The organism is Fontibacillus panacisegetis, assembly GCF_900102215.1.
GTDB lineage: Bacteria > Bacillota > Bacilli > Paenibacillales > Paenibacillaceae > Fontibacillus > Fontibacillus panacisegetis.
This window is the reverse complement of sequence record NZ_FNBG01000035.1, coordinates 1-24,113: the sequence shown is the minus strand read 5'-3', so window position 1 is coordinate 24,113 and position 24,113 is coordinate 1. Positions and strand designations below refer to the sequence as shown.

Below are 24,113 nucleotides of genomic sequence, written 5' to 3'. Positions count from 1 at the left end.
GATTATATAGCTCGATGGCGATGAAGCCGTCGGGCTATTTTTATGGGAAATAATATAAAATTTTACATAGATTTAACAACCGCGCAACAGTGAGCTATTTATTAAAAAATATGATAGGGAGGTAGTACATTTCACAATTGGGGAGGAATTTGTTGCTCATGAGTTGTCCGTGGAGAAATAAGCTGCTGGGCTTACTGCTGACTGTAGTATTGGCTGTAAGCAGTGTCGCTGGATTTGTACCGGAAGTTAAGGCGGCAGAAGCTGAAGAGAACGTATCGCTTCAGGAGAGTAGTAGTGAGGGCATAAGTGTTGCCCAGGCGATTGCCAAAGGGAACAATGGCGAAATCGTTACGGTATCGGGTTACATTGCAGGACATGCTACAGGATCATTAACTGCCAATTTTCAATCTCCTTTTGCCAATGACTATAATTTTCTAATAGCAGATGCAGCAGGTGAACAGGATACAAGTAGACTTGTAGATGTTCAAGTTCCGTCAAGCCTTCGTGCCAGCTTCGGACTCCAAAGCAACCCGAGTTTAGTAGGTAAAAAGGTGGTCGTATCGGGTTCTCTTGCAGCGTACAACAATTTCTCAGGACTTAAAAATGTAACGATTATAGAGCTCTCAGAGGATGGATCGGGGGGGAATCCAGACCCTGACACTGGTGAGCCAGATCCAGGTCATGGAGAAACGCCAACGTTGCCTGACGGAACCGGAAAAAAGGTGCTGTTCGACAATTCGCATGCTCAAACAGCTGGAGCGGCTGATTGGGTTATTGAGGGGGCATTTTCTGACTTTGCAGATGGTCTTCGTTCAGCCGGATTTACCGTAAGCTCGTTGGAGCGTCCGATTCCATATACTTTTGGAGAGGCGCCTATCACGTATAGCGCGTTAAGCGATTATGATGTTTTTGTTATACCTGAGGCGAACATTCCATTTAAAGCGTCAGAACAGGCTGCATTAGTACAATATGTGCAAAATGGGGGCGCAGTATTTTTTATCTCTGATCACTATAATGCGGATCGGAACAAAAACCGCTGGGATTCATCGGAAGTATTCAATGGCTACCGCAGAGGTGCCTACGAGAACCCGGCCAAGGGAATGAGTGCTGAAGAAAGTAACTCACCTGCTATGCAGGAGATCACAAGCTCTGATTGGCTCGCGGACAATTTTGGAGTGCGTTTCCGCTATAATGCGCTTGGTGATGTTAATGCAAATGATATCGTAGCTCCATCTCAAGCTTTTGGAATAACAGCAGGAGTTGGCTCGGTTGCTGTTCACGCCGGATCAACGCTCGCTATTCTTGATCCGAATAAAGCAAAAGGAATCGCCTATGTGCCGACTGGAGTTTCAGCTTGGGGCAATGCGGTAGATAGCGGTGTCTATAACGGTGGAGGACGTGCAGAAGGTCCTTATGCTGCTATTGCTAAGCTAGGACTAGGTAAAGCTGCTTTTATTGGAGATTCATCTCCTGTTGAGGATGCTACGCCGAAGTACGTTCGTGAAGAGAACGGAGCCAAGAAAACGACGTATGATGGGTTCAAGGAGGTAGATGATGGTCTGTTCCTCGTTCAAACGGTCAAATGGCTGGCTCATGACGAAAGCTACACATCTCTAAGTGAAGTACCTGGACTTCAGCTGGATACGCCAACAGTACTCGGAGCTGATGAGCAGCCTGCGAATACAACGGAGCCAAAGCCTGAACCGTGGGCTGCGCCGGCAGCGGGGTACAAATGGTATGATCCAACTACATTCAAGCCAGGCGCCTATGGCTCCACTGGAATTGTTGTGGCTGATCCGGTATACAACTTCGTCCATCAGTCGCAGCTTCCAAGCAGTGAAGAGTTTCAAATTCGTCTCGCAGTGGATGGTCTAAATCCTGGACAAAGCGTCTCAGCGCTTAAGGTGGGTATCTATCTCAGCGGAGGTACTCAAATTGCTAGATTTAAAAACAGCAGCGGCAGTTGGTCCGATTATAACTATAGTCCGGAATTTTCGCTTACAGCGAATGCGTTGGGACACGCATCTATTGATTTGACCGTTCAGCTCAAGCCTGGCCAGTCAGGTGCTGCCAACCTTCGCTTGAAGCAAGGCAGTGCCAATGTAATAACGAAGAGCGTTACCATTGCAAATGTGAGCGCTGAACCCTTGCCTGGTGATACAGGTGGGGTTCCACAGCTGACCAGCATAGCAAATGCAAGGCAAGCAGCCGACGGTACTGTTGTGACGGTTGAGGGTGTTGTAACGTCTCAGCCGGGAGTGTTCGGAGGACAAGGTTTTTATATTCAGGATGCAACTGGAGGAATTTATGTTTTTCAGACTGCGGCAGGGTATCAAGCTGGAGATGTTCTGAAGATTAGCGCAACCAAAACACTATATAACGGCGAAGTAGAGCTGGAGAATCCGGTTGTGATTGAGAAAACAGGAACACTCCCGTTACCGGTGGCAGAGCTGCAGGAGGCAGTTAACGATAACAATCAAGGTCGCCTCATTACACTGCAAAATGTTCAAATTCAGAGTTATGCCCAAGCTTCACCAGCCGGTTCTTTTGAGTTTAATGCACTTCGGGAGGACGGCTCCTCCACTCGAATTCGGATCGATGGCAGAACAGGGGTTAGCTATGCAGAGTTTAGCTCCCTATATCCTGAAGGAATAAAGGTAAGCATTTCCGGGATTTCGTCTATTTTTAAAGGCACGTATCAATTAAAACCTTTATCGCTGAATCATGTTGCTGCCAATGTATCGGATATAACTGCTCCGGTAACAGTAGCAGAAGTCATCGGCAAAACCGGACAGGCTGAATACAATACACAGGATGTATCGATCAGCTTTATTGCAAGCGATGATGGCGGCAGCGGTTTGAGTGGAACGGAGTATCGGGTGAATGGAGGAGAATGGACTAACCTAAGCGCACTTACCTTATCGGAGAATGGAAAATATGTTGTGGAGTTCCGTTCTGAGGACAAGGCGGGAAATGTGGAGGAGTCCAAGATCATCTATATCAATATTGATCGAGCAGCTCCAGAGATCGTAGTTGAGGGTGAAACAAATCATGTGCTGCAAACGCTGGAGAAGTTGCCATTCTCCATTGTTGTCAGTGATCAGATTAGCGGAGTGCAGCAAACCGTATATAAGCTGGATGGTAAACTAATTAGTAATATGCTTGAAATTACCCCGTTATCATGGTCTGTAGGCAAACATACCTTGATTGTCACCTCAGAAGATCAAGCCGGGAATAGTGGGAGTGTTAGTGTTACGTTTGAGGTGACGATCGACATAGATCATCTGGATGAGCTGATTTCTCTTGGTGAAACTAACAAATTTATTTATAAAAAGGGCACATTAAAAAGCCTGCAGGCCACAGTATCCTCACTTCAAAAAGCGAAATCCAATAAAGAGCGTCAGCTTAAAATTAGCGCACTAAAAATCGTTATCCGAGCGTTTGAGGGCAAAGGAATCACGAGGGATTTCACAAAACAGCTGCTGGATGATCTGAACTACATTAGTAAAAACATCGCGAGTTAGAGGTGTTCAAAGTTTTTGCTTTTGATTGTGGGAGCGGAGCCTTCATTTAGTGAAGGTTTTACGCTCCTTTTTTGATGTAAAGTTGAAAAGCTGCGAAAGTGCATGCTTTAACAAGAAGAATGGCAGATTACGAACAAAAGCCTGCAAAAGTACAACAATTTGTCCACTTCATTCGCTAGAACGGGAGGTTGGGCGAAAAAAGATGCACATTTGCGGGAATACGATGAGATGGGGCATTAAATAGAAGAAAGGATGCACTTTTGCAGCAATTATCCGATTGCAATACTATATTCCAATAAAATCCTTATTGCATTGAGAAGAAACGTTTTATATAATGATAATGCAACCGGTTGCAATTAGAAGGAGAGAATTCAAAGATGTCTAAAATTACGATTCAACAGATCGCCGATCTGGCGGGAGTGAACAAAGCGACGGTATCCCGGGTTATTAACAGAAGCGCCAACATTTCCGAGAAGACGAGGGAGAAAGTCGAAGCTATCATGAAGGAACACAACTATGTTCCCAATTCCATTGCGCGTGGGCTGGCCTTTAATAAGACCTTTACGGTTGGTTTTTATTCCGATTACACCGATAAGCGCGCGTATGCCAATCCTTTTTTCTACAAGGTGCTGCAAGGGATCGAAGAGATCGTCTATAACAATGACCACATGTTTCTGATGATGAGTGACCATGTCAACAAGAAAAGCAGTTCTACGTTTGAAAATGTGGTTAGCCAGCATCGTGTCGACGGCCTGATCATACCGAATACACTGCTTACGGAGCAGAATTATGATTTGCTCATCAAACATAATATGCCCTATGTGGTGACTGGTGAGAACATGCTGCCGAAAGAAGGAGTGCCATGGGTAGACATTGATAATGTTCAGGCGGGGCAAGTGTTAACGGAGCATCTGATTGAGCTGGGATGCCGGAACATTATGATTTATGCCGGAGGCGAAGCAGTCGCACGGGACAAGTTCCTGGCAGATCGGTTGAAGGGCTATACCGAGACAATGAAGCGTAATCAACTGGACATTTCGGTTATAGAACATGCGGATGTGTTGAAAACGCTTAACCTCGCGAAAAAATCGGGAAAGTCCGAGCGAACAGGGATTACAGGCACTCGTCCAGACGCGCTGATCTGTTGTACGCATGAACAGCTCTTTGAAATATTGGATTGGGAACGAGGAAATCCGATGTTGTCAGAATTGGCGCTGGCGACGTTTGATAACTTTCCAATGTCCAAGTATATGACTCATCCGGTTCATTTCGTGGATATTGATCTGGAGATGATGGGGAAGCAAGCGGCACAAATGCTGTTCTCGTTAATGAATAAAGAAACTGATGTGCCGAAGTCGATCTCCATTCATACGAGAATCGGAAACTAACCATACCATACTGAATGAAGAGGGAAAAAATAAATGATGACTAACTTGTATCATGATCCTGTGGTAGACGCCACATTAGTGTCGCTGAACGAGCTCGAATTAAGACTTAGGCTTCCAAATGAGGCAACATCGGTTCGATTGTTGTATTGGAACAAATACAAAACCGAGGAATACGGGGTTCAAAACCAGCCAATGACGCTCTGGGCGGAATCAGACAACTACAAATACTACCGTACGATATTGACAGGGATGGAATCACGTATCCGTTACCTTCAATATACATTTGAATTTGAAATGAAGGGGGAGTCGCACTGGCTTAATGCTGAGGGGCTTCAAAAGTTAAATGGGTCCAAAGGAAGCTATTCCTACTCATACGCAGGTGATCGCGATATTGTAGGTTCTCCAGACTGGATCACGAACCGGGTATGGTATCAGATTTTTCCTGAGCGCTTCTGTAATGGGGATCAGAAGAATGACCCGGCGAATACAGAGCCTTGGGGAAGCGTACCAACCCGTGACAATTACATGGGAGGTGATCTTCAGGGGATTATCCAGCGTCTGGATTACTTAAGCGAACTAGGTATCAATGCCTTGTACTTGAATCCGATTTTTACAGCTACTTCAAATCATAAATATGACACCGTGAATTATTTCGACATTGACCCTTCGTTTGGGGCGATAGCAGATTTGCATGAGCTGGTAGCCAAGTGTCATGAGCGAGATATCAAGGTAGTTCTGGATCTGGTGATCAATCATTGCGGATTTTATCATCCATTCTTCCAGGATATTGTGAAGAAAGGCAAAGCATCGGGGTATCGCGATTGGTTCTATGTAAATCGTTATCCCGTAGAGCGGAGCGAAAATGATTACGATTCCGTAGGGTATTATCAATGGATGCCCAAGCTGCGGACATCGAATCCAGAAGTACAGCAGTACATTTACGATATCGTGTCCTTTTGGCAGAAAGAGACGGATATCGATGGCTGGAGAATCGATGTCGCAGATGAGGTGGAGATCAGCTTTTTGCGGGAGCTGAAATCCTATGTTAGAAGATTAAATCCCAACGCTATCATTATTGCAGAAATATGGGACGATGCCAAGCGGCTGATGATGTGGGGCGGAGTTGACAGTGCGATGAACTATGATCTGAGAAACATCATGTTCGATTATGTGCTGGACCGCAGCATTACGCTGGAGCAGTTCCATGCAAGACTAGTCAAATTGGCTAACCGGTACTCACTTGCAGAGCTTCATCAAATGTTCAACCTTCTTGGAAGTCATGATACGGAGCGTATTTTGACTCGGTGCAAGGAAGATAAGACGAAGCTGCAGCAGCTTTTGGCAATTCAATATGTATTCCCAGGCAATCCTACTGTTTATTATGGAGACGAGCTGGGGATGATCGGAGAGAACGATCCTGGCTGCCGTGGCAGTATGTCATGGGATAGCCTTGAGGAATCGGAATCGGCTGCAAGAGCATTCTTTAAAGAGCATCAAGTCTGGATTTCGCGTAAGGTTACTAATCCTGTGCTGCAATCAGGTTCTCTTGAATTGAAGTATAAGCAAGGATCGGACTGCTATGTTATTCGGCGTCATAACGACACTGAAGATGTAATACTGCTGATGAACTTCTCAGAGGATCGTCAGAACCTGTCATCAGTGATGTCGCAGTTGGAGCTGAACGGAAATTATTCAATATACGGCGAAGAGCATTTGGGCCAACTGCCTGAAGTGATCGAGTCGGGGCAATATATTACAATCCAAACTGTACAATAAGGAGTTCTACCTATGACAAATAAATGGAGCAAACTATCACTTGTTCTTCTTACTATGCTTGTCGTCCTATCTGCATGCAGTTCTGGTAACAATAAAGGCAATAATCAATCGAGTTCTACAGGAGAAGCATCCGGCAAAAATGTAACTTTGACGTTCTGGCATCATTACAGCACAGCTTCACCTGAAGAGAAAACACTAACTCAGGTGCTTATTCCTAAATTTGAAGCAGAAAATCCCGGAATTAAGGTGAAGGCAGTAGCTATTCCTTGGGATGAGCTGCACAAGAAGCTGCAAATCGGAGGAAGTGGCGGCGACCTGCCGGACGTAGCACGTCTGGACATTATTTGGGTTCCTGAATTCCAGAAACGTGATCTTCTTCTTTCGCTTGATGAAAAATTTACTGATTTTAATGATATTGCACAAGGCTTGCTGGAAGGTCCTCTTACTACAGGCAAAGTAGGCGATCATTATTATGGTGTTCCACTCAACACAAATACTAAAGTTCTGTTCTGGAATCAGGATATGCTTACACAAAGTGGAGTAGATAAAGCTCCTGAAACGACGGAGGAGTTCTTTACAGCACTTGGTAAAATCAAAACGAAATATGACAAAGTGTGGGGCTTTGGCGAGCCGGCTCTTCAAGGCTGGAATCTGCTGCCTTGGATTTGGAGTAATGGCGGCGACATCCTGTCTCCGGATAACACCACCGCGGAGGCTTATTTGAATAGCCCTGCGACAGTCGACATTATTTCAAAGTTAAGAGATGCATATAAAGCAGGTCAAATCTCAGGATTCAAACCAGGGGATGTTGCAGTTACAGAAGGCCATGCCAGCGGAAGCTATGCCATGATGGCAGAAGGCCCTTGGGCTGTTGCCCAGTTCAACTCACAGTTTGCAGATTACAAAGTGCAAATGGCGCAGTTCCCTAAAGGCTCGGCTGGCTCTATTCAAGTACTCGGCGGAGAAGATTTAGGTATTTTCAGCAAGGACAAGCAAGAGGAAGCCTGGAAATTTGTTAAGTTTATGGTCTCAGAAGCCGCTCAGGTTGAAATGGGTAAAGTGGGTCAAATTCCGGTTAACCTGGCAGCTATGGATAATGCTGAAATAAAAGCAATCGACTACTACGGACCTTTCCTGGAGCAGCTTAAAACTGCCAAGGCTCGCCCATCAGTGGATGTATGGCCACAAATTGATGGAGTGCTTAGCGACACCATGAGCAGTATTTTTATGACCGATAAGGATATCAAAGCTGAGCTGGATGCCGCTGTAAGTAAAATTGACGGATTGCTAAAACAATAATTACATCGGGAGGAGCGTCATCCAAAAGGCTGGAGACGCTCTATCCATGAAGGAGCCATACTATGCGCAAGAAGAACGGAGTGGCAGGATACTTATTTTTCTTACCTGGTTTTTTGTTTTTTGCCGTATTTATTCTATATCCGTTAGTTCGGAATCTAATATATAGTTTCTATGATTTTCGATTAAGTGATCTCAATCATCTTGAGTTTATCGGTTTTGATAACTATGTGAACGTGTTTACGGACTCTGTGTTCTGGGTTTCACTCAAAAATATAGTGATATATGGACTTATTTCGGTTCCCGGGCAGATGATTATCGGATTTTTTGTCGCTTACGCGTTGCATCGCAATGGATTCGGAACGAAGACCTTTCGTGTACTGTACTTTTTACCTGTTATCACTTCATGGGTCGTTGCGTCGCTGATTTTTAAATTTGTGTTCACGGATCAGGGTTATCTTAATTATTTTATTATGGATAAACTTCATTTTACGGATACCACAATCAGCTGGCTCAGCGACCCTAACAAAGCGCTGCTGGTGGTTGGATTTCTCGGGATTTGGAAAGGTATCGGTTGGGTCATGGTTATTTACATGGCTGCCTTGCAGGGTGTGCCGGTAGATCAATATGAAGCTGCTTCCCTGGATGGCTGCAATACGTGGAACAAGATTCGCTACATTACACTGCCGGCGATTCGAAGCACGACATTTTTTATTCAGATGATGCTTATTATCGGTGCGTTTAACGTATTTACCTCCATTTACTTGATTACCGACGGCGGACCTCTTCATCAGACCGAGGTTATGTTGACAAGAATGTATCAGAAGGCGTTTACCGAATACGATCTCGGTTATGCCTCTGCACTGTCCTATGTTTTTGCGATCATTATCGCCATTCTGACATTCATTCAGTTCCGTCTGAACAAAGAGGATTAGGAGGGGAAACTATGAGCTCACTTTGGAAAAAAATATGGATGTACGCCCTGCTTATTTTAGGCGCGGTCATCTCTATATATCCGTTAATATACATGCTGATGACTGCACTTAAGCCGATGACCCTGCTATTTGAGTTTCCACCTAAATTTTTACCTTCAGAAATGACATTTAACAATTTTAGGGATGCATGGGTCAGCCAAAATTTTGCACAGTACTTGTTTAATAGCATTATGGTTACATTGGTCAGCTTTGCATTTATTTTTCTTTTTTCATCCATGCTGGCATTTGCTTATTCAAGATTTGAATTTCGAGGCAAAAAATTAAGCTTCGCCATTCTGATGGGCGGACTAGTCATTCCGAGTCTGACGCTGCTGATTCCGCAGTTTATCCTGATTCGCCAGCTTGGTATGTTCGACTCCAGATGGGGACTGATCGTCGTTTACGCAGCCGGAGCGATTCCATTTACAACATTTCTGCTTAAAGGCTTCTTTGATTCCATATCTCGAGATATCGATGAATCCGTGGAAATGGAGGGAGGAAACGCATGGACATTATTTGCGTCAATCATTATTCCTCTATCCAAGCCGGCCTTTGTACCTGCCACGATATTTAATGCATTGACAGTATGGGAGGAATTTCCTTGGGCACTTACCATCATTAATGATCCGGCCAAACGGACACTGCCCATTGCGCTGGCGAATTTCCAGGGACAGTATACGACACAATGGGGAATTGTTTTTGCAGGCTCGTTAATCGCAATTCTGCCGATTATTCTGTTGTTTTTGCTGCTTCAGCGCTATTTTATCGCCGGGATCACGGCAGGAGCTATCAAAGGATAAACCTCCTGCTTCTTTTCAATAAACTCAAACGATTGACCGTCTCAAAACAAGGGTGTTATAATGCACCACATAGTAGTAAGTAAACGTTTAAGTGGGGAGTAAACCGGGGATGATCACCTGGTAGGTGAAAGGGGAACTACCGTGAGTAGAGCGTATGTTTTGGGACGGAATGCTTGGCGAACTATCGAAGAAGGCAATGAACGTGAATGGTTGATAGGGAACGGGATCGGAGGTTATGCAAATCACTCGGTTCCTGGCGGAGGTTTCCGCATGTCGCATGGATATCTGATAGGTTCTACGAAAGCGCCTGTCAATCGGGTGTTAGTATTCACCAGAACACAGGAAGAAGTTAGGATCGGTGATAGAAGCTATGATCTGACCTCTCAGCAATATGTGAATTGGGAGAAGAATGGACAACGTTATTTAACGCGATTCAAATTGGACACAGTTCCACAGTATTTGTATCAGGTAGAGGATGTTCAGCTGCAAAAAACAATTTCCATGGAGTATGGACATAATACGGTGACGGTATGCTATGAAGTAACAGGAGGAAGAGAACACACTAATTTGAAGATTGTACCACTGTTCAATCATCGTTCACCAGGCGATGCCTCTGAGAAAAGCAATCTTGTGTTCGATACTGCACTGGAGGGGAATAGACTTCAATTAGTCCCTAGAAGCAATCCGGATTTAACGATATCTTTTATGACTTCAGAGGGGCAGTATCTGGATCGTTCGACGCTTCCGGTCACGATGGCTACTCCACCCTATTTGTACGAAGAAAATCATTATTACAAGTTTGATAATCGGAACGGATTTATGGGTGTCGACCACCATTATACGCCGTACGAAATCAATATAACATTAGAGCCTTATGAGCGGAAAACATTCTATGTAAAATGCTCTATCGATCCACTCGATGAGAAGGATGGTTTTACTATTGTACGCGAGTACAAAGAAAGAATGGATCGACTCGTCAGTAACGCGGGCCATCATAATCGTTTGGCTGATCGTCTCGTGGAGGCGGCGGATCATTTTATCGTAAACAGGGAATCCACAGGATTAAAAACGGTATTGGCAGGATATCCTTGGTTCACCGACTGGGGACGCGATACGATGATCGCACTTCAGGGGCTTACCTTATCAACCAAACGTTTTGAGGAAGCCCGGGAAATATTAGAGTCCTTCTCCAGATATGTACGAAACGGACTTATTCCTAATATGTTTCCTGATGATGGACAGGAGCCTCTGTACAATACGGTAGATGCCTCGCTCTGGTATTTCCATTCGGTTCACGAGTATTTAAAATATACCGGCGGTGAAGAGGATTATCGTTTTATCGAGCAGCGAATTTATCCGAAGCTAAAAGAAATTATCCACGCCTATAGTACTGGCACTGATTTCTCGATAGGAATGGATGAAGACGGTCTCATTCGTGCAGGCGGGGGCTATGACCAGGTAACCTGGATGGATGTGCGGGTTGGCGATTGGGTGGTAACCCCGCGTCATGGGAAGCCGGTAGAGATTAATGCTCTTTGGTATAACGCACTGTGTGTAATGACAGAGCTTGCCGAACGTTTTGGTGATTCGACTCCATATGAAGCATTAGCCCGGCAAGTACGGAAATCTTTTAATGAACGCTTTTGGAATGAAGAGGCACAGAGTCTCTATGATGTAGTTGATGTAGTGCAGCCTGATGGAAGCAAGGTGGACGATGGAAGCATTCGTCCTAATCAGATTTGGGCCATCTCATTGCCATTTACGATGCTTCCAGATGAGAAGGAGAGATCTGTTGTTGGGGTTGTATATAAGCACTTATATACTCCTTATGGACTTCGTTCACTGTCTTTTGAAGATTCGGAATATAAATCTCAATATATCGGTAAATTGATACATCGTGATGCGGCCTATCATATGGGAACAACTTGGGCTTTTCCGTTAGGTGCATTTATTTCATCGTATTGCAAAGTGCATGATTACAGTTCGGATGCCATAGCAGTGGCTAAAGAAATGTGCGAAGTGTTTGAAGACCATATGCATGATGGCGGGATTGGTGGAATTGCAGAGATTTTTGACGGCGAGTTCGCATGTACAAGTAGAGGCTGCTTTACTCAGGCTTGGAGTGTAGGGGAAATACTGCGGGCATATACGGAAGATGTTTTGCCGCATATTTAATAAATTCCACGATAGGAGTGAATGTTGTGGCAGTACAAAAGGAACTGGATATTGTATTTGATTACGGTGATCTTGAGGTAACTGAGGGTATTTCTGTTTTTGACAGCAGGTTTGATGAGAAGTTCTACTATGATGGTGACGATCTTGGGGTCGACTATACGCCAGAGAGAACTAAGTTTCGGCTGTGGGCTCCAACAGCATCAGAGGTTTTGGCAGTTTTTTACAAGACATGGAATGGAGAGGCTGTTCGCGAGCTGCCGATGACTAGAGATGTGCAGGGAACTTGGATACTGACTGTAGCTGAGGACTGCAAAGATACGTTGTATACGTATCGGGTTAAGGTTGGCGAGGTCTGGAACGAGGCGGCTGATCCTTATGCTAAAGCGGTAGCAGTAAACGGAGATAAGGCAGCCATTGTGGATTTGCGCAGCACTGATCCTGAGCGGTGGACGGAGGACAAACCTCCATTTGTTTCCCATCTTGATGCAGTTATCTATGAGCTTCATGTACGTGATTTGTCGATTAAAGAGGATAGCGGTTCCAAGCACCGGGGTAAATACCTTGGCCTGGCAGAGAGCGGAACACGGGGTCCGAATGGAATCCCTACAGGACTGGATCACATTGCTGGTCTTGGAGTAACTCATGTGCAATTACTTCCGATCTATGACTACTCCACAGAGAGTGTGGATGAGACGAAGTTGGATGAACCTCATTTTAACTGGGGATATGATCCTAAAAATTACAACGTCCCAGAGGGCTCCTACGCAACGGATCCATATTTGCCCTCCTCCCGGATCACGGAATTGAAGCAGTGTATCCAAGCTCTGCACGATAAAGGACTTCGGGTTATTATGGACGTGGTTTATAACCATGTGTACGACGGATATATCGTCAATTTCACCAAGCTGGTTCCGGGATATTACCTTCGTTATAAGGAAGATGGCAAGTTCTCTAACGGTGCGTTCTGCGGTAATGAGTGTGCATCCGAAAGAGCGATGATGACCAAATTTATCGTGGATTCCATTCTGTACTGGGCTCGCGAATATCATATTGATGGGTTCCGCTTTGACCTGATGGGATTAATTGATACAGGTACAATCAATGAGGTTCGCCGTCGTCTTAACGAAATTGATCCGTCACTTATGACAATTGGCGAGGGATGGATCATGGACACTGTATTGCCAGAACCGATTCGCGCTAATCAGAACAATGCTAATAAGCTTCCGGAGATCGGACATTTTAACGACGGGTATCGTGATGCTATTAAAGGCGACATTTTTATTTATGATAAAAAGGGCTTTATCAGCGGGGGCGATGGCTTCGAGGATGATATCAAGCGCGGGATTGTTGGAGGCATCAAGTATGGTGGGGATATCGCCCAATTTGCCGATGAGCCGGTTCAGAGCGTAAATTATGTAGAGTGTCATGACAACCACACATTGTGGGATAAGATCGTAATCTCTACTCCAGACGAGAGTGATGAAGTTCGGCGCGATATGCACCGCCTGGCTTCTGCGATTGTGATGACGAGCCAAGGTATTCCTTTCATCCATGCCGGACAGGAATTTTTACGTACAAAAGACGGGGTGGAGAACAGCTATAAATCTCCGATTGAAACTAATTGGCTGGATTGGGGACGCTGTGCTGAGAATCAGGATGATGTTCTTTACATGGCCAGTCTGATCCATCTGCGCAAGACTCATCCTGCCTTCCGATTGCGGACGGCTGAAGAGATTCGCAAGCATCTTCAATTCGAGGTTTCACCTAAGCATGCGGTAGCTTATACTCTCCGCAACCATGCTGGAGGGGATCAGGATAAGCATTTGTATGTGTTATATAATGCTAATACTAACTTGGTAGAAATTGAGCTTCCAGAATTGGGAGCTTGGGAAATACGATACGGACATGAATCTGTTGCGAACCTAGAAAGCAACCGCTTAGAGGTTAGTGGGATTGGAATCGTTGTCCTCGCAGTAACGCCTTAATTAATTGAAATAGTACACATTTAAAAAAAGACTTCCTATTTGGTAATTACTGCAAAAGTACATCTTTTTTTCGGAATGCTAATCAGCCATGTGGAATTCATGCAAAAGTGCATCTTTTTTGAGCTAAAACGTAGATTCTGGCTCAATAAAAGTAATAAAACTGCACTTTTGCAGGCTTTTCAGTTGGATTGGTGATATTGATTCCGAAAAACTGCACTTTTGCAGCAATTTATATTTGGGAGTCTTTTTTTTATGAAAAAATATGAAACGATTATTCCTGAAATTTATCACATATAATTTCCATATGTTTCATTTTAATTTCCTGAAATTGATAATTTAAATGTGAATCAGGCGGAAAAATAAGAATTTATGGCAATAATAACAAAATAGTTTGATTAATCACTTCACAAAACATGGAATATATGATTAAATAAAAGTGAAATTAATGAAACGCTAATGAAATATTTATGAAATTAATATGAATTGCGTTTCTGTTCTATAACATTCCATGAAGGAGAAGGAGGTGAATACATCCGTTGCATTTATACGTTATTCGACATGGACAGTCGACAAAGAATATCGGAAAGGGAGGAAGCGCAGATTGCGATCTCTCCGAAATAGGATATTGGCAGGTAGAACAAATTCCATCTTTCTTTCAGAATATCAAGGTTAAGGTCATTTATTGCAGTCCACTTCGAAGAGCTCTTCATTCGGCATTGCCTCTTGCACGTGCTTGTAACTTGCCGGTAACGCTTGTTCCTGAAATGTCAGAGATGTTCCTAGATCAATGGACAGAATACCGGGATTATGATTGGCAAAGTTGTGATCAAATTGAAAGCGTTTACGAAAACGCGCGATTTATACATACACACCATAAAAGCAAGCAGTGGTGGCCGGTATGGCCGGAGGATAAACGCGCTGTAAGAGTCAGGGTTCAATCTTTCTATGATGCTCATATTGCTCCAGACCTGGGAACTGACGAACATATTGTTGTTTTTGGGCACGGACAATCTACTGCGGATTTGAAGCAAATTGCAAACCCCGGCGATATGATCCCGGTCTATAATGCCGGTATTGTCAAATTTACTATGAATGCAGATGGTAAATGCGAGTCTGCTGAAGTCTTTACTGAGCATCTAGGAATACATGTGTCTGATTAAATCTTTTTCATATGTAATAACAAAGCCAATTTAGGAGGGTTTTCATAATGAATTTCAAAAAATTCACACTTTTGTTGACTGCATTGGTTTTAGTTTTTTCTATTACCGCATGCTCATCCGGTTCAAATAATTCCGTGACACCTAACACAAGCAATAACACTCCGACGGAGAACGGCTCGTCGACGTCAGGGGATGCTGAAGATGAAGGTCTGGAGCCGGAGCCTGGTGCAAAGCTGGTTATTTGGGAGGGGAAGGACGAGCAGCCTTTCATTGAAGCGATCGCGAAGGAATTTACAGCCAAATATAATATTCCGGTCGAATTTCAGGAGGTTAATTCAACTGAACAACGGAAAAAGCTGAAAACTGACGGCCCTGCTGGTCTAGGTGCAGATGTATTAGTTATGCCTCACAATACATTAGGCGATGCGGTAGCTTCCGGTATTTTGCTGCCTAACGATTATTATGCAGAAGAAACGATAGCCAACTACCCTAAGGAATTGGTAGATGCAGTATCATTGGACGGTATGATCTACGGCTACCCTCGTAATGTAGAAACCTACCTCTTGTATTACAACAAGGAACTGGTAGATAAAGAGGTTCTTAAATCATGGGACAGCATTATCGAATTTGCTAAAGGTTATAACGATGTAACTAACAACAAGTTTGGTTTTATGTGGCAGGTAACGGACTTTTACTATAACTATTCTTGGATTGGGGGTAGCGGAGGTTATATCTTTGGAAATAATGGAACAGACCCGGCAGATATCGGCTTAAATAGCGAAGGTGCTATTGAAGGTATGAAATTTTTCCAAAGCTTGAAAGATGCTCTTCCTATTAAAGGTGTAGATGCAACTGCAGACGTAAAAACAAATCTGTTCCAAACCGGGAAATTGCCGATCAATCTGGATGGGGTAGCTCAATTGGGGAACTTCACAAAAGAAAAGCTTGGGTTTGAAGTCGGGGCAGTTCCTCTTCCTCCAATGCCAAACGGTAAGACACCTATCAGCTTCTCTGGGGTAAAAGCTTATTATGTAAGCTCATTCAGCCAATATCCGAATGCAGCCAAACTATTTATTCATTTCGCAACTACAGAAGAAGCAGCGAAGAAGAACTTTGAACTGACAGGTCTCATTCCGTCGCGTAATGGCATGGATTCCCTACCGGAAATTACAGGTAATGAAGTTGTAAAAGCATTCACTGATCAAATTAAAAATTCTCAGCCGATGCCAAATATTCTTCCTGCGACTCAAATGTGGGGACCTATGACTGCAGCGTTGGAATTAATCTGGGAAGGCGCGGATGTAAAGACAACTCTGGACAAGGCTGTTACTGACATCAAGGCAGGAATTGAACAGCAAAGCGCTAAGTAAATCTCAGATTATAGTAGATAACAATAAATGGTTGGGCAATTATCCACTTTCAAAGTGGATAATTGCTTAATTTGAAGGGGATGTAATACTGATAATGAAACCCAACAGAAAGACGGCATCCATTCTCTCCGTCGTTGCAATGGGATTAGGGCAAATCTATAATCGCCAATACATGAAGGGCATTCTAATGCTCCTGTTACATGGCTTGGGATTATACTACATTATCTTTAATTTGAAAGAAGCATTATGGGGCATCATTACTCTGGGCGAAAAGGCTCAGCATTTGGAGCTTGTTGGAAAAGTATATAAGATGGTTCCTGGCGATCACTCCATTTTTTTGATTGTTCAAGGATTGATCGTGCTGTTCGGGCTTATTGTGTTTGGTTATGCGTACATTGCAAACATTAAAGATGCATATAAAGTTGGGAAGTCTCTTGAACAAGGGATTCAACCTCATAATTTTATAAAATCATTGAAATATGTTAGTCAGCATAAGTTTCCACAGCTTATTATTTCTGTGCCACTGCTTTTTGTACTTTTCTTTACCGTACTGCCGCTTGTATTTTCTGTAATGATTGCTTTTACTAACTATTCGTCGCCAAAGTATTTACCTCCCGCTAATTTGATAGATTGGATTGGCTTTGATGCCTTTAAACAATTGTTTACACTGAACAAATGGGCAAATACATTCTATGGGGTACTCAAATGGAATATTATTTGGGCGGTTGTTGCAACGATATCGACATTCTTCGGCGGATTTGGCGTAGCGTTACTGGTGCAGAGCACCCGAACCCGGCTTAAATCCGTATGGCGGACGATTTATATTCTGCCCTTTGCAATTCCGAGTTTCGTCTCATATTTGGTTATGCGCAACATGTTTAACTCCCAGTTTGGGCCGATTAATCAGTATTTGAAATGGCTTGGTATTCAGGGACCGTCTTGGCTCTCCGATCCTACTTGGGCCAAGGTAACGGTGTTATTAGTTAATCTCTGGCATGGATATCCGATATCGATGCTGCTCATCATCGGAATTCTAACTACGATTTCCAAGGAATTGTATCAAGCCGCAGAAGTTGATGGGGCATCCGCCTTCCAGAAATTCAGAATGATCACATTCCCAAGCGTCATGTTCTCTTTATCTCCGATTCTTATTGGTATGTTTGCTGGTAATGTGAATAGCTTTAGCGCTATTTTCCTGTTAACCAACGGCAACCCGGCTAATAGTGAATATCAATTTGCTGGAAATACAGACATTTTAATTACCTGGCTATACAATCTGACGATGAATCAAGGTAATTACAATTTCGCATCTGTCATCGGTATTATTATCTTTATCATTCTGGCAACTCTGTCGATCTGGAACGTTCGCCGGACACGCTCATTTAAAGAGGAGGAACTTAACTAATGATGAGTGCTGCGAAGTTTAAAAAAATCTTTGGCGATATTAGCCACCATTTGCTTTTAATTGTTATTGCCATCGTTACTATTTATCCTGCCTTATGGGTCGTGCTGGCTTCCTTCCGACCAGGAACAGCGCTTTACAGCGAGCATCTGCTGCCTGAACGTTTTACCATTGAGCATTACATAGAGCTTTTTAGAGAGTTTCCATTTGCACAATGGTATATGAACACGATCAAAATTGCTCTTGTATCAATGGTATGTAGTACATTCTTTGTATTGCTGACCGGTTACGCTGTTTCACGTTTCCGCTTCCGTGGACGGAAAAGCTTAATGTCCGGACTATTTGTTCTGAACATGTTCCCATCTTTTATGAGCATGATTGCAGTTTACATTTTGCTGTTGAATATGAATTTGCTGAACAAGCACTCAGCATTGATGTTTGTTTATACTGGCGGAGCAGCTATGGGATATTTGTTGGTAAAAGGTTACTTTGACACTATTCCACGGAGCCTGGAGGAAGCAGCAAGAATAGACGGAGCTAATCACTGGATCATATTCTTTAGAATATTTGTCCCCTTATCCAGACCATTAATTGTGTACCTGTCCGTAACCTCGTTTGCCGGGGCATTTAATGATTTTATTTTCGCTCAAATGGTGCTGCGAACGAAGGAACAACAGACACTGGCAGTAGGATTGTACAACATGGTAAGCAGTCAATTCTCAACACAATTTACCTTGTTTGCTGCTGGTTGTGTATTAGTTGCACTGCCTATTACCTTAGTGTTCATGTTCTTCCAACGTTTCTTAGTGGAAGGTTTGACCGCTGGTGCTGATAAAGGATAAACCATCATTATAAAGAGATTGGAGGAGAAGCTGTGTTTGATTTGCACACACACCACGAACGATGCGGCCATGCAAGAGGCGCACTGGAGGAATATATAGAAAGCGCAATTTCAAAAGGAATACGAGTTCTGGGAATAACTGATCATTCTCCATATTTTTTCGCGGATAAGGATCATCCCTTTCCAAAATTGGCAATGGCCAAAAGTGAATTCTTTAATTATGTGGATGAGGCTGTTCGATTAAAAAAGAAATACATGGATCAAATAGAATTGTTAGTTGGTGTTGAGTCGGATATTTTTAAGGAACACGTTGATTTGTACAGTCACGTTTACAGTGGATTTCCACTTGATTACGTCATTGGCTCGATCCATTTCACATCTCCATTAAACGTGGATAAAGGATTAGATTGGAGTGTAGCTTCTGAAGAAGAGCGAGAGGCGGAATTCAAAAGATTCATTGAACTGATGCAGCTATCTGTTCGGTGTAAATGGGTTAACATCATCGGTCATATGGACAGGTTTAATCGAGGATATGAGTCGTTTAAAGATTTATATGCGCCTTATATATCATCTTTGCTCAAGACGATGGCAGAAAGAGGCGTTGCTCTGGAAGTAAATACAGGCGGATTTCGGGTCGCTTCAGAAGATTGGTACCCTTCAGTTAATGTGATTGAGCAGGCCCATTATTATGGAGTGGATATTACATTTGGCTCAGATGCCCATGATCCTTTGCGAGTCGGAGATGAATGGGAGAAGGTTCGCAGCACCTTGGAACAAATAGGATATAAGCGATGGGTCATCTTTAAACAGCGTAATCCTTATTACTTGGATCTCAAATCATAAGAAATCCGGAGGGTGTTATGAAGAACAAGGAACCAGGGGTGCGACTATTTGGAGCCATCAATCGATCGGTTGGAGTAAAGCTTTTTCTCATTATTATTTGCAGTATTGTTGTGCTTGTATCCATCCTAGGGATGACCTCTTATACAGTATCGAAGAATATCATTAAAAATAAGGTAGCTTCTTCGTCTCTGCAAACGATTGAACAGGCATCAGATAAGTTGGATTTTTTGTTTGGGGTGTACGAGAGTCAGTCAAGACAACTATTAGTTGATCAAGAGCTGATGGGTCAGTTGGTTGCCTATAATGGACCGGAGCTGGCTACTGCTGAGAAGACACGGATATCCAATAGTATCGTCGAGAGATTGAATAGTATGGTTGCAGCGGATAAAAGGTTATATTCAGTGAGACTTGTGCCTAAAAGTATGGATAAAACAAAGCTAGTAAGTTCTAAGGGTGCAAGCTCGCTTAACCTTACAGAGAACAGCAATTCATGGCTGGATAAAGTGATTGAGGCGAATGGAGAAATCGTATATATTCCTGCTCAGAAAAAAGGTCTATTTGATCTGAATTCGGAGCCTACGATGATGATTGGGCGACTGCTGAAGAACCTGAACAATCCAGAGAAAGAATATATCGTCTTGCTGGAAGTTAGAGATCAGGAATTATCAGGTGTATTAGCAAACATTAGCTTGGCTGAATCAAGTCAGATTATGTTAATTAGTAATGATAATGATATTGTTCATATTGAGGATTCGAATTTGCTGGGAAGTAAGTCAACGATCCATATTTCTGGTAATGGAGAAGAGAGTAAGGGTTCACTTTTTGTCAAGGATGAGCATGGCAAGGATCAGCTTGTTGTGTACAAACAAAATGAACTATCTAAGTGGAATGTGGTAGGTGTAGCGCCGGTCAGTGAGCTAGTTAAAGAGACGAGCAGCATCATCCAAATCACCATTATTATCATAGTCTTGTCTGCGCTTTTAAGCGTTGCTATCGGAATGTTTGTGATACGAATGGTAGGTAGACCCTTGCAGAAGTTGTCTTCCTTAATGGAGGAGGGCGAAAAAGGCAACCTTTCTGTACGCACAGACTTTAGAGGACAAGACGAAATAGGCAAGCTGGGACAAAGCTTTAATCAGATGATGGAGCAAATTTCTGTCCTGGTTAATAAAACGAATGATTCAGCGCAGCATGTATTACATACTGCTTTTGAATTGTCCGAAGTTTCACAGAAGAGCTCTACGATGGCGAGAGAAGTGTCGGTAGCTATTGAGGAAATTGCACAGGGAGCGATGGAGCTATCAATAGAGGCTGAAAAAGAAATGACCTATGCCGAGAACATTGGATTGAATATGGATAATGTGATTGATTCCAATTCAAAGATGGAAGAATCCGCGGATCGAGTGTATCAAATTAGTAGTCAGGGAACAGAGTATATGAATGAACTCATCTTAAAGACCAACTCAACTGAAGAATTGACAAGCTCAATGATAGGTAAAGTGGATAGGCTGAAAGAAAGTACAATCTCGATTCACAAAATATTGGAAGTATTAAAGGCAATGACGCAACAGACGAATATTCTGTCATTGAATGCATCAATTGAGGCAGTCCGGGCAGGTGCAGCGGGAAAAGGATTTATGGTCATCGCGGATGAAATACGTAATCTGTCAGACCAGTCGAAAGACTCGATCAACATTGTGCAGACTATTACAAGCGATATTCAAAGAGAGGTCGAGGAAACAGTTGAGCTTCTGCTTACGGCGTCTCCATTATTAACCGAGCAAATTCATTCAGTCAAGGAAGCCGCGACTATATTCGATCATGTGCGAGAGGAAATGGATTTATTCATCCAGCATAATGAGGTATCGACCACATCAATTAAGGAATTAAATCAATCGCAGCTTGTTTTATCTGAGTCGATAAGCAATGTGAGTGCAGTAGCAGAACAATCATCAGCATCGTCGGAAGAAGTGGCTTCAATAGCATCCGAGCAATTAAATAGTAGTGAGAAGCTAGTTATTCTCTCCGACAAATTGGCGGATTTATCAGAAAGTTTGAAAGAATCATTGATACTATTCCAAACAAGAGGTAAGGGAGAGTGAATAGGGGAAAGGCAGGGAAAATAAATGACTGGAATGAGCTCAGGTATATGGCATATCACATACTGGGATATGACTATAAGGATATTAATGGCCTTGTTGCTGGGCGGGATCATCGGATTTGAACGGGAAATTAACAACCATGCGGCAGGGTTTCGAACTCACATTCTTGTCTGCGTCGGCTCTGCGACAATTATGTTATTGTCTATATACGGATTTGGAGATTTCGCGAATGAGCCTAACGTCAGAATGGACCCTGCTCGGTTAGCCGCTCAGGTTATCACGGGTATCGGATTTCTAGGAGCCGGCGCGATTATTCGTACAGGCTCTTATGTTTCCGGATTAACGACAGCGGCTTCGATCTGGGTAGTGGCAGGGATAGGTCTATGTGTAGGGGCAGGGTTCTATTTCGGAGCAGTTCTCGTTACCTTTCTAGTACTTGTCAGCTTGTTTGTATTTCAGAAGTGGGAAAAGTATATGCTGCGTAAATATAGAAGACATGAAATGAACATTAAAATGTATGATCGTCAAGAAATATTAGGACAAATCGTAGAAGAATTAGGTGAACAAGATATACAGATTTATGAGTTGCTGGTTCAGTCAAACCACAAAACCGAAGAACATCTGGAGACAATAATTGTTCGCCTAAGTGTTAAATTGCCCAGGGAGAACAAAATTGTGAATGCGGTCAACAGAATTTACAATTATGATGATGTGTTGTCTATAGAAATATCCAATTTATTCAATCTCTCCAAGAAACTCAACTAGATTCAACTGGATATTCGTTATAAAATAGTAAAATAGAGAGTATTTGTTTTTTAAGTACTCATTTTTCGGAGAGGTGATTGAAATCTCTACTATAAAAGATGTAGCTCTTCTTGCAGGGGTATCGCCAGCAACAGTTTCCAGAGTTATTACACAAAAAGGTAATATCGCGAGTGAAACAAAGGCTAAAGTTTTCTCTGCTATGGAGCAAATTAAATATGTACCAGTACATTCTCAAACAAATAATAAATCAGGGACAATAAGCTTTTCGATTGCAAGAGATCCTAAGGACATGCTTGACAATCTATTTTTTAGCAACGTGCTTTGCGGAATTTCCGATGCGGTGAAGAAGTTCGACTACAATGTTCAATTCTCGTTATACTATACCATTGATGAGTTGATCGAGAAGTCGATTGAATTGTTTAAGAAGAAACAAGTGAACGGGTTTATTTTTACAAGCATATTATCCTCGGATAAAGATCTACTGCTAAAGAGCATGCTTGAGAATCATGTTCCGTTTGTTATGATCGGGAGCAGCTTGAATCAAAATGTATTTTCTGTTCACAACGACAATGTTCGGGATAGCTATATGGCGACCAAGTATCTGCTTGATAAAGGTTACCGTAAAATATTGTTCCTGACTCCGGACTTAAAGCAGGACTTTACTTATGACCGTATTCATGGCTATCAGAGAGCTATTGAGGAAAGTAATGAGGCTGATTTCACAAATATCATATATTGCAGCAATGAAGAGTTGGATATCACAAAAGCTCTAGACAAGGTCATTGAGGAGGGGATCAGCTTTGATGCAATTATGACGATGGATTCTATTGCCTCTTTAATTGCGATGAAGTATTGTCAGCATAAAAAAATGAGAGTGCCGGAAGACGTTGGCATAATGACTTTAAATAATGTTACATATTTAGATAAAGTGGCTCCATCGATCACTGGCTTAAACCTGAATCACTCCGCACTTGGAACAGAGGCTGTTCAACTTTTGAGCGAATTAATGGATACGAAACCACCAGCTTGGGTGCATAAGAGTGTGACACTTCCCTCAGAAATCATCGAGCGGCAATCGACAAATCGTCCTTTGAGCTAGATTGACCGGATCTATTTTTACAACGATTAAGAAGAAACTAACCAGGCTCTTGAGAGGCTGTCCCAAGAGTTATCTAAGATAGCTTTTTAGCAGAAAAAAGGCAAGATATCAGGAAAAACATGAAAAAACAACTATGACGCTCAGGCGTCACCACCTAGAATGAAAATAATATACTCCAAATTGCGCTTTTTCGAAATAGTACAGCTAGCTTATTCGTGAGAAGTCAGAAGATTGCAGATCGAACACAGTAGAGGAAAAAATCTCCTTTATTTTCGAAAATGAGATGATTTTAAAGAAAATAAAGGAAGTATTTTCCTTTATCCTTACTGAAATTGCCCTAAAATGCGAAAAATCAGCGTTTAGCACCAAAATAGAGGAATTAAGTTCCTTTAGTTTATGATCTTGAGCGAATCCTGATGGAATAGGGGAACTTTTTTCCTTTATTGCTACCGAAGTGCTGAAAATAGGTTGAAAACGTCCAACTGTAGCCCTGATGCTTCTGTTTAACACGAGCCTAATCACGATTACTTGTGGCATACTCTTTATTTTCGTATAAAATGTAGGAATATTGTTTAGAATAGACTAGTTTGAAAAGAATCTTAGAGAAAGCCTG

At 42.7% G+C, this 24,113-nt stretch carries 16 protein-coding genes; all 16 read left to right on the top strand.

Annotated features, from left to right (window positions below; translation table 11 throughout):
• The first annotated feature begins 158 nt into the window (after window positions 1–158).
• The 16 genes from BLS49_RS25395 (at window position 159) to BLS49_RS20985 (ending at window position 23,500) form a co-directional block, all read left to right on the top strand.
• Window positions 159–3,524: a DUF6359 domain-containing protein gene (locus tag BLS49_RS25395; protein ID WP_245742655.1), complete on the top strand. Its 3,366-nt coding sequence runs from the start codon at window positions 159–161 to the stop codon at window positions 3,522–3,524.
• Window positions 3,525–3,901: 377 nt separating this feature from the next.
• Window positions 3,902–4,912 carry a LacI family DNA-binding transcriptional regulator gene (locus tag BLS49_RS21055; protein ID WP_091235469.1) on the top strand — a complete coding sequence of 337 codons (1,011 nt, stop codon included), beginning with the start codon at window positions 3,902–3,904 and terminating at the stop codon, window positions 4,910–4,912.
• A gap of 33 nt (window positions 4,913–4,945) precedes the next feature.
• Window positions 4,946–6,688, top strand: coding sequence for a glycoside hydrolase family 13 protein (locus BLS49_RS21050; RefSeq protein WP_091235468.1), 1,743 nt, complete (start codon window positions 4,946–4,948; stop codon window positions 6,686–6,688).
• 12 nt (window positions 6,689–6,700) lie between these two features.
• Window positions 6,701–7,987, top strand: coding sequence for an extracellular solute-binding protein (locus tag BLS49_RS21045; RefSeq protein ID WP_091235466.1), 1,287 nt, complete (start codon window positions 6,701–6,703; stop codon window positions 7,985–7,987).
• Window positions 7,988–8,049: 62 nt separating this feature from the next.
• Window positions 8,050–8,919 carry a carbohydrate ABC transporter permease gene (locus tag BLS49_RS21040; RefSeq protein ID WP_091235464.1) on the top strand — a complete coding sequence of 290 codons (870 nt, stop codon included), beginning with the start codon at window positions 8,050–8,052 and terminating at the stop codon, window positions 8,917–8,919.
• 11 nt (window positions 8,920–8,930) lie between these two features.
• Window positions 8,931–9,758: a carbohydrate ABC transporter permease gene (locus BLS49_RS21035; protein ID WP_245742653.1), complete on the top strand. Its 828-nt coding sequence runs from the start codon at window positions 8,931–8,933 to the stop codon at window positions 9,756–9,758.
• Between the two features lie 141 nt (window positions 9,759–9,899).
• Window positions 9,900–11,933 (top strand): amylo-alpha-1,6-glucosidase, encoded by a 2,034-nt coding sequence (locus BLS49_RS21030; protein WP_091235461.1) that lies wholly within the window; start codon window positions 9,900–9,902, stop codon window positions 11,931–11,933.
• Between the two features lie 26 nt (window positions 11,934–11,959).
• Window positions 11,960–13,918, top strand: a complete 1,959-nt coding sequence (gene pulA, locus BLS49_RS21025) for a type I pullulanase (protein WP_091235457.1) — start codon at window positions 11,960–11,962, stop codon at window positions 13,916–13,918.
• Between the two features lie 536 nt (window positions 13,919–14,454).
• On the top strand, window positions 14,455–15,078 hold the full coding sequence (locus tag BLS49_RS21020; protein ID WP_091235455.1) for a histidine phosphatase family protein: 624 nt from the start codon (window positions 14,455–14,457) through the stop codon (window positions 15,076–15,078).
• Window positions 15,079–15,125: 47 nt separating this feature from the next.
• Window positions 15,126–16,448 (top strand): sugar ABC transporter substrate-binding protein, encoded by a 1,323-nt coding sequence (locus BLS49_RS21015; protein ID WP_091235452.1) that lies wholly within the window; start codon window positions 15,126–15,128, stop codon window positions 16,446–16,448.
• Window positions 16,449–16,542: 94 nt separating this feature from the next.
• Complete coding sequence (locus BLS49_RS21010) at window positions 16,543–17,853, top strand: carbohydrate ABC transporter permease (protein WP_091235449.1); 1,311 nt, start codon at window positions 16,543–16,545, stop codon at window positions 17,851–17,853.
• A 2-nt stretch (window positions 17,854–17,855) separates the two neighbouring features.
• A complete protein-coding gene (locus tag BLS49_RS21005; RefSeq protein WP_091235511.1) occupies window positions 17,856–18,692 on the top strand; it encodes a sugar ABC transporter permease in 837 nt (278 codons plus the stop codon).
• A 32-nt stretch (window positions 18,693–18,724) separates the two neighbouring features.
• Complete coding sequence (locus tag BLS49_RS21000; protein ID WP_091235447.1) at window positions 18,725–19,534, top strand: histidinol-phosphatase; 810 nt, start codon at window positions 18,725–18,727, stop codon at window positions 19,532–19,534.
• Between the two features lie 17 nt (window positions 19,535–19,551).
• Window positions 19,552–21,636 carry a methyl-accepting chemotaxis protein gene (locus BLS49_RS20995; RefSeq protein ID WP_091235445.1) on the top strand — a complete coding sequence of 695 codons (2,085 nt, stop codon included), beginning with the start codon at window positions 19,552–19,554 and terminating at the stop codon, window positions 21,634–21,636.
• 24 nt (window positions 21,637–21,660) lie between these two features.
• The gene (locus BLS49_RS20990; protein WP_091235443.1) at window positions 21,661–22,401 is read left to right on the top strand and encodes an MgtC/SapB family protein; all 741 of its coding nucleotides are present in this window, start codon (window positions 21,661–21,663) and stop codon (window positions 22,399–22,401) included.
• Window positions 22,402–22,474: 73 nt separating this feature from the next.
• Window positions 22,475–23,500: a LacI family DNA-binding transcriptional regulator gene (locus BLS49_RS20985; protein ID WP_175471497.1), complete on the top strand. Its 1,026-nt coding sequence runs from the start codon at window positions 22,475–22,477 to the stop codon at window positions 23,498–23,500.
• Window positions 23,501–24,113 lie beyond the last annotated feature (613 nt).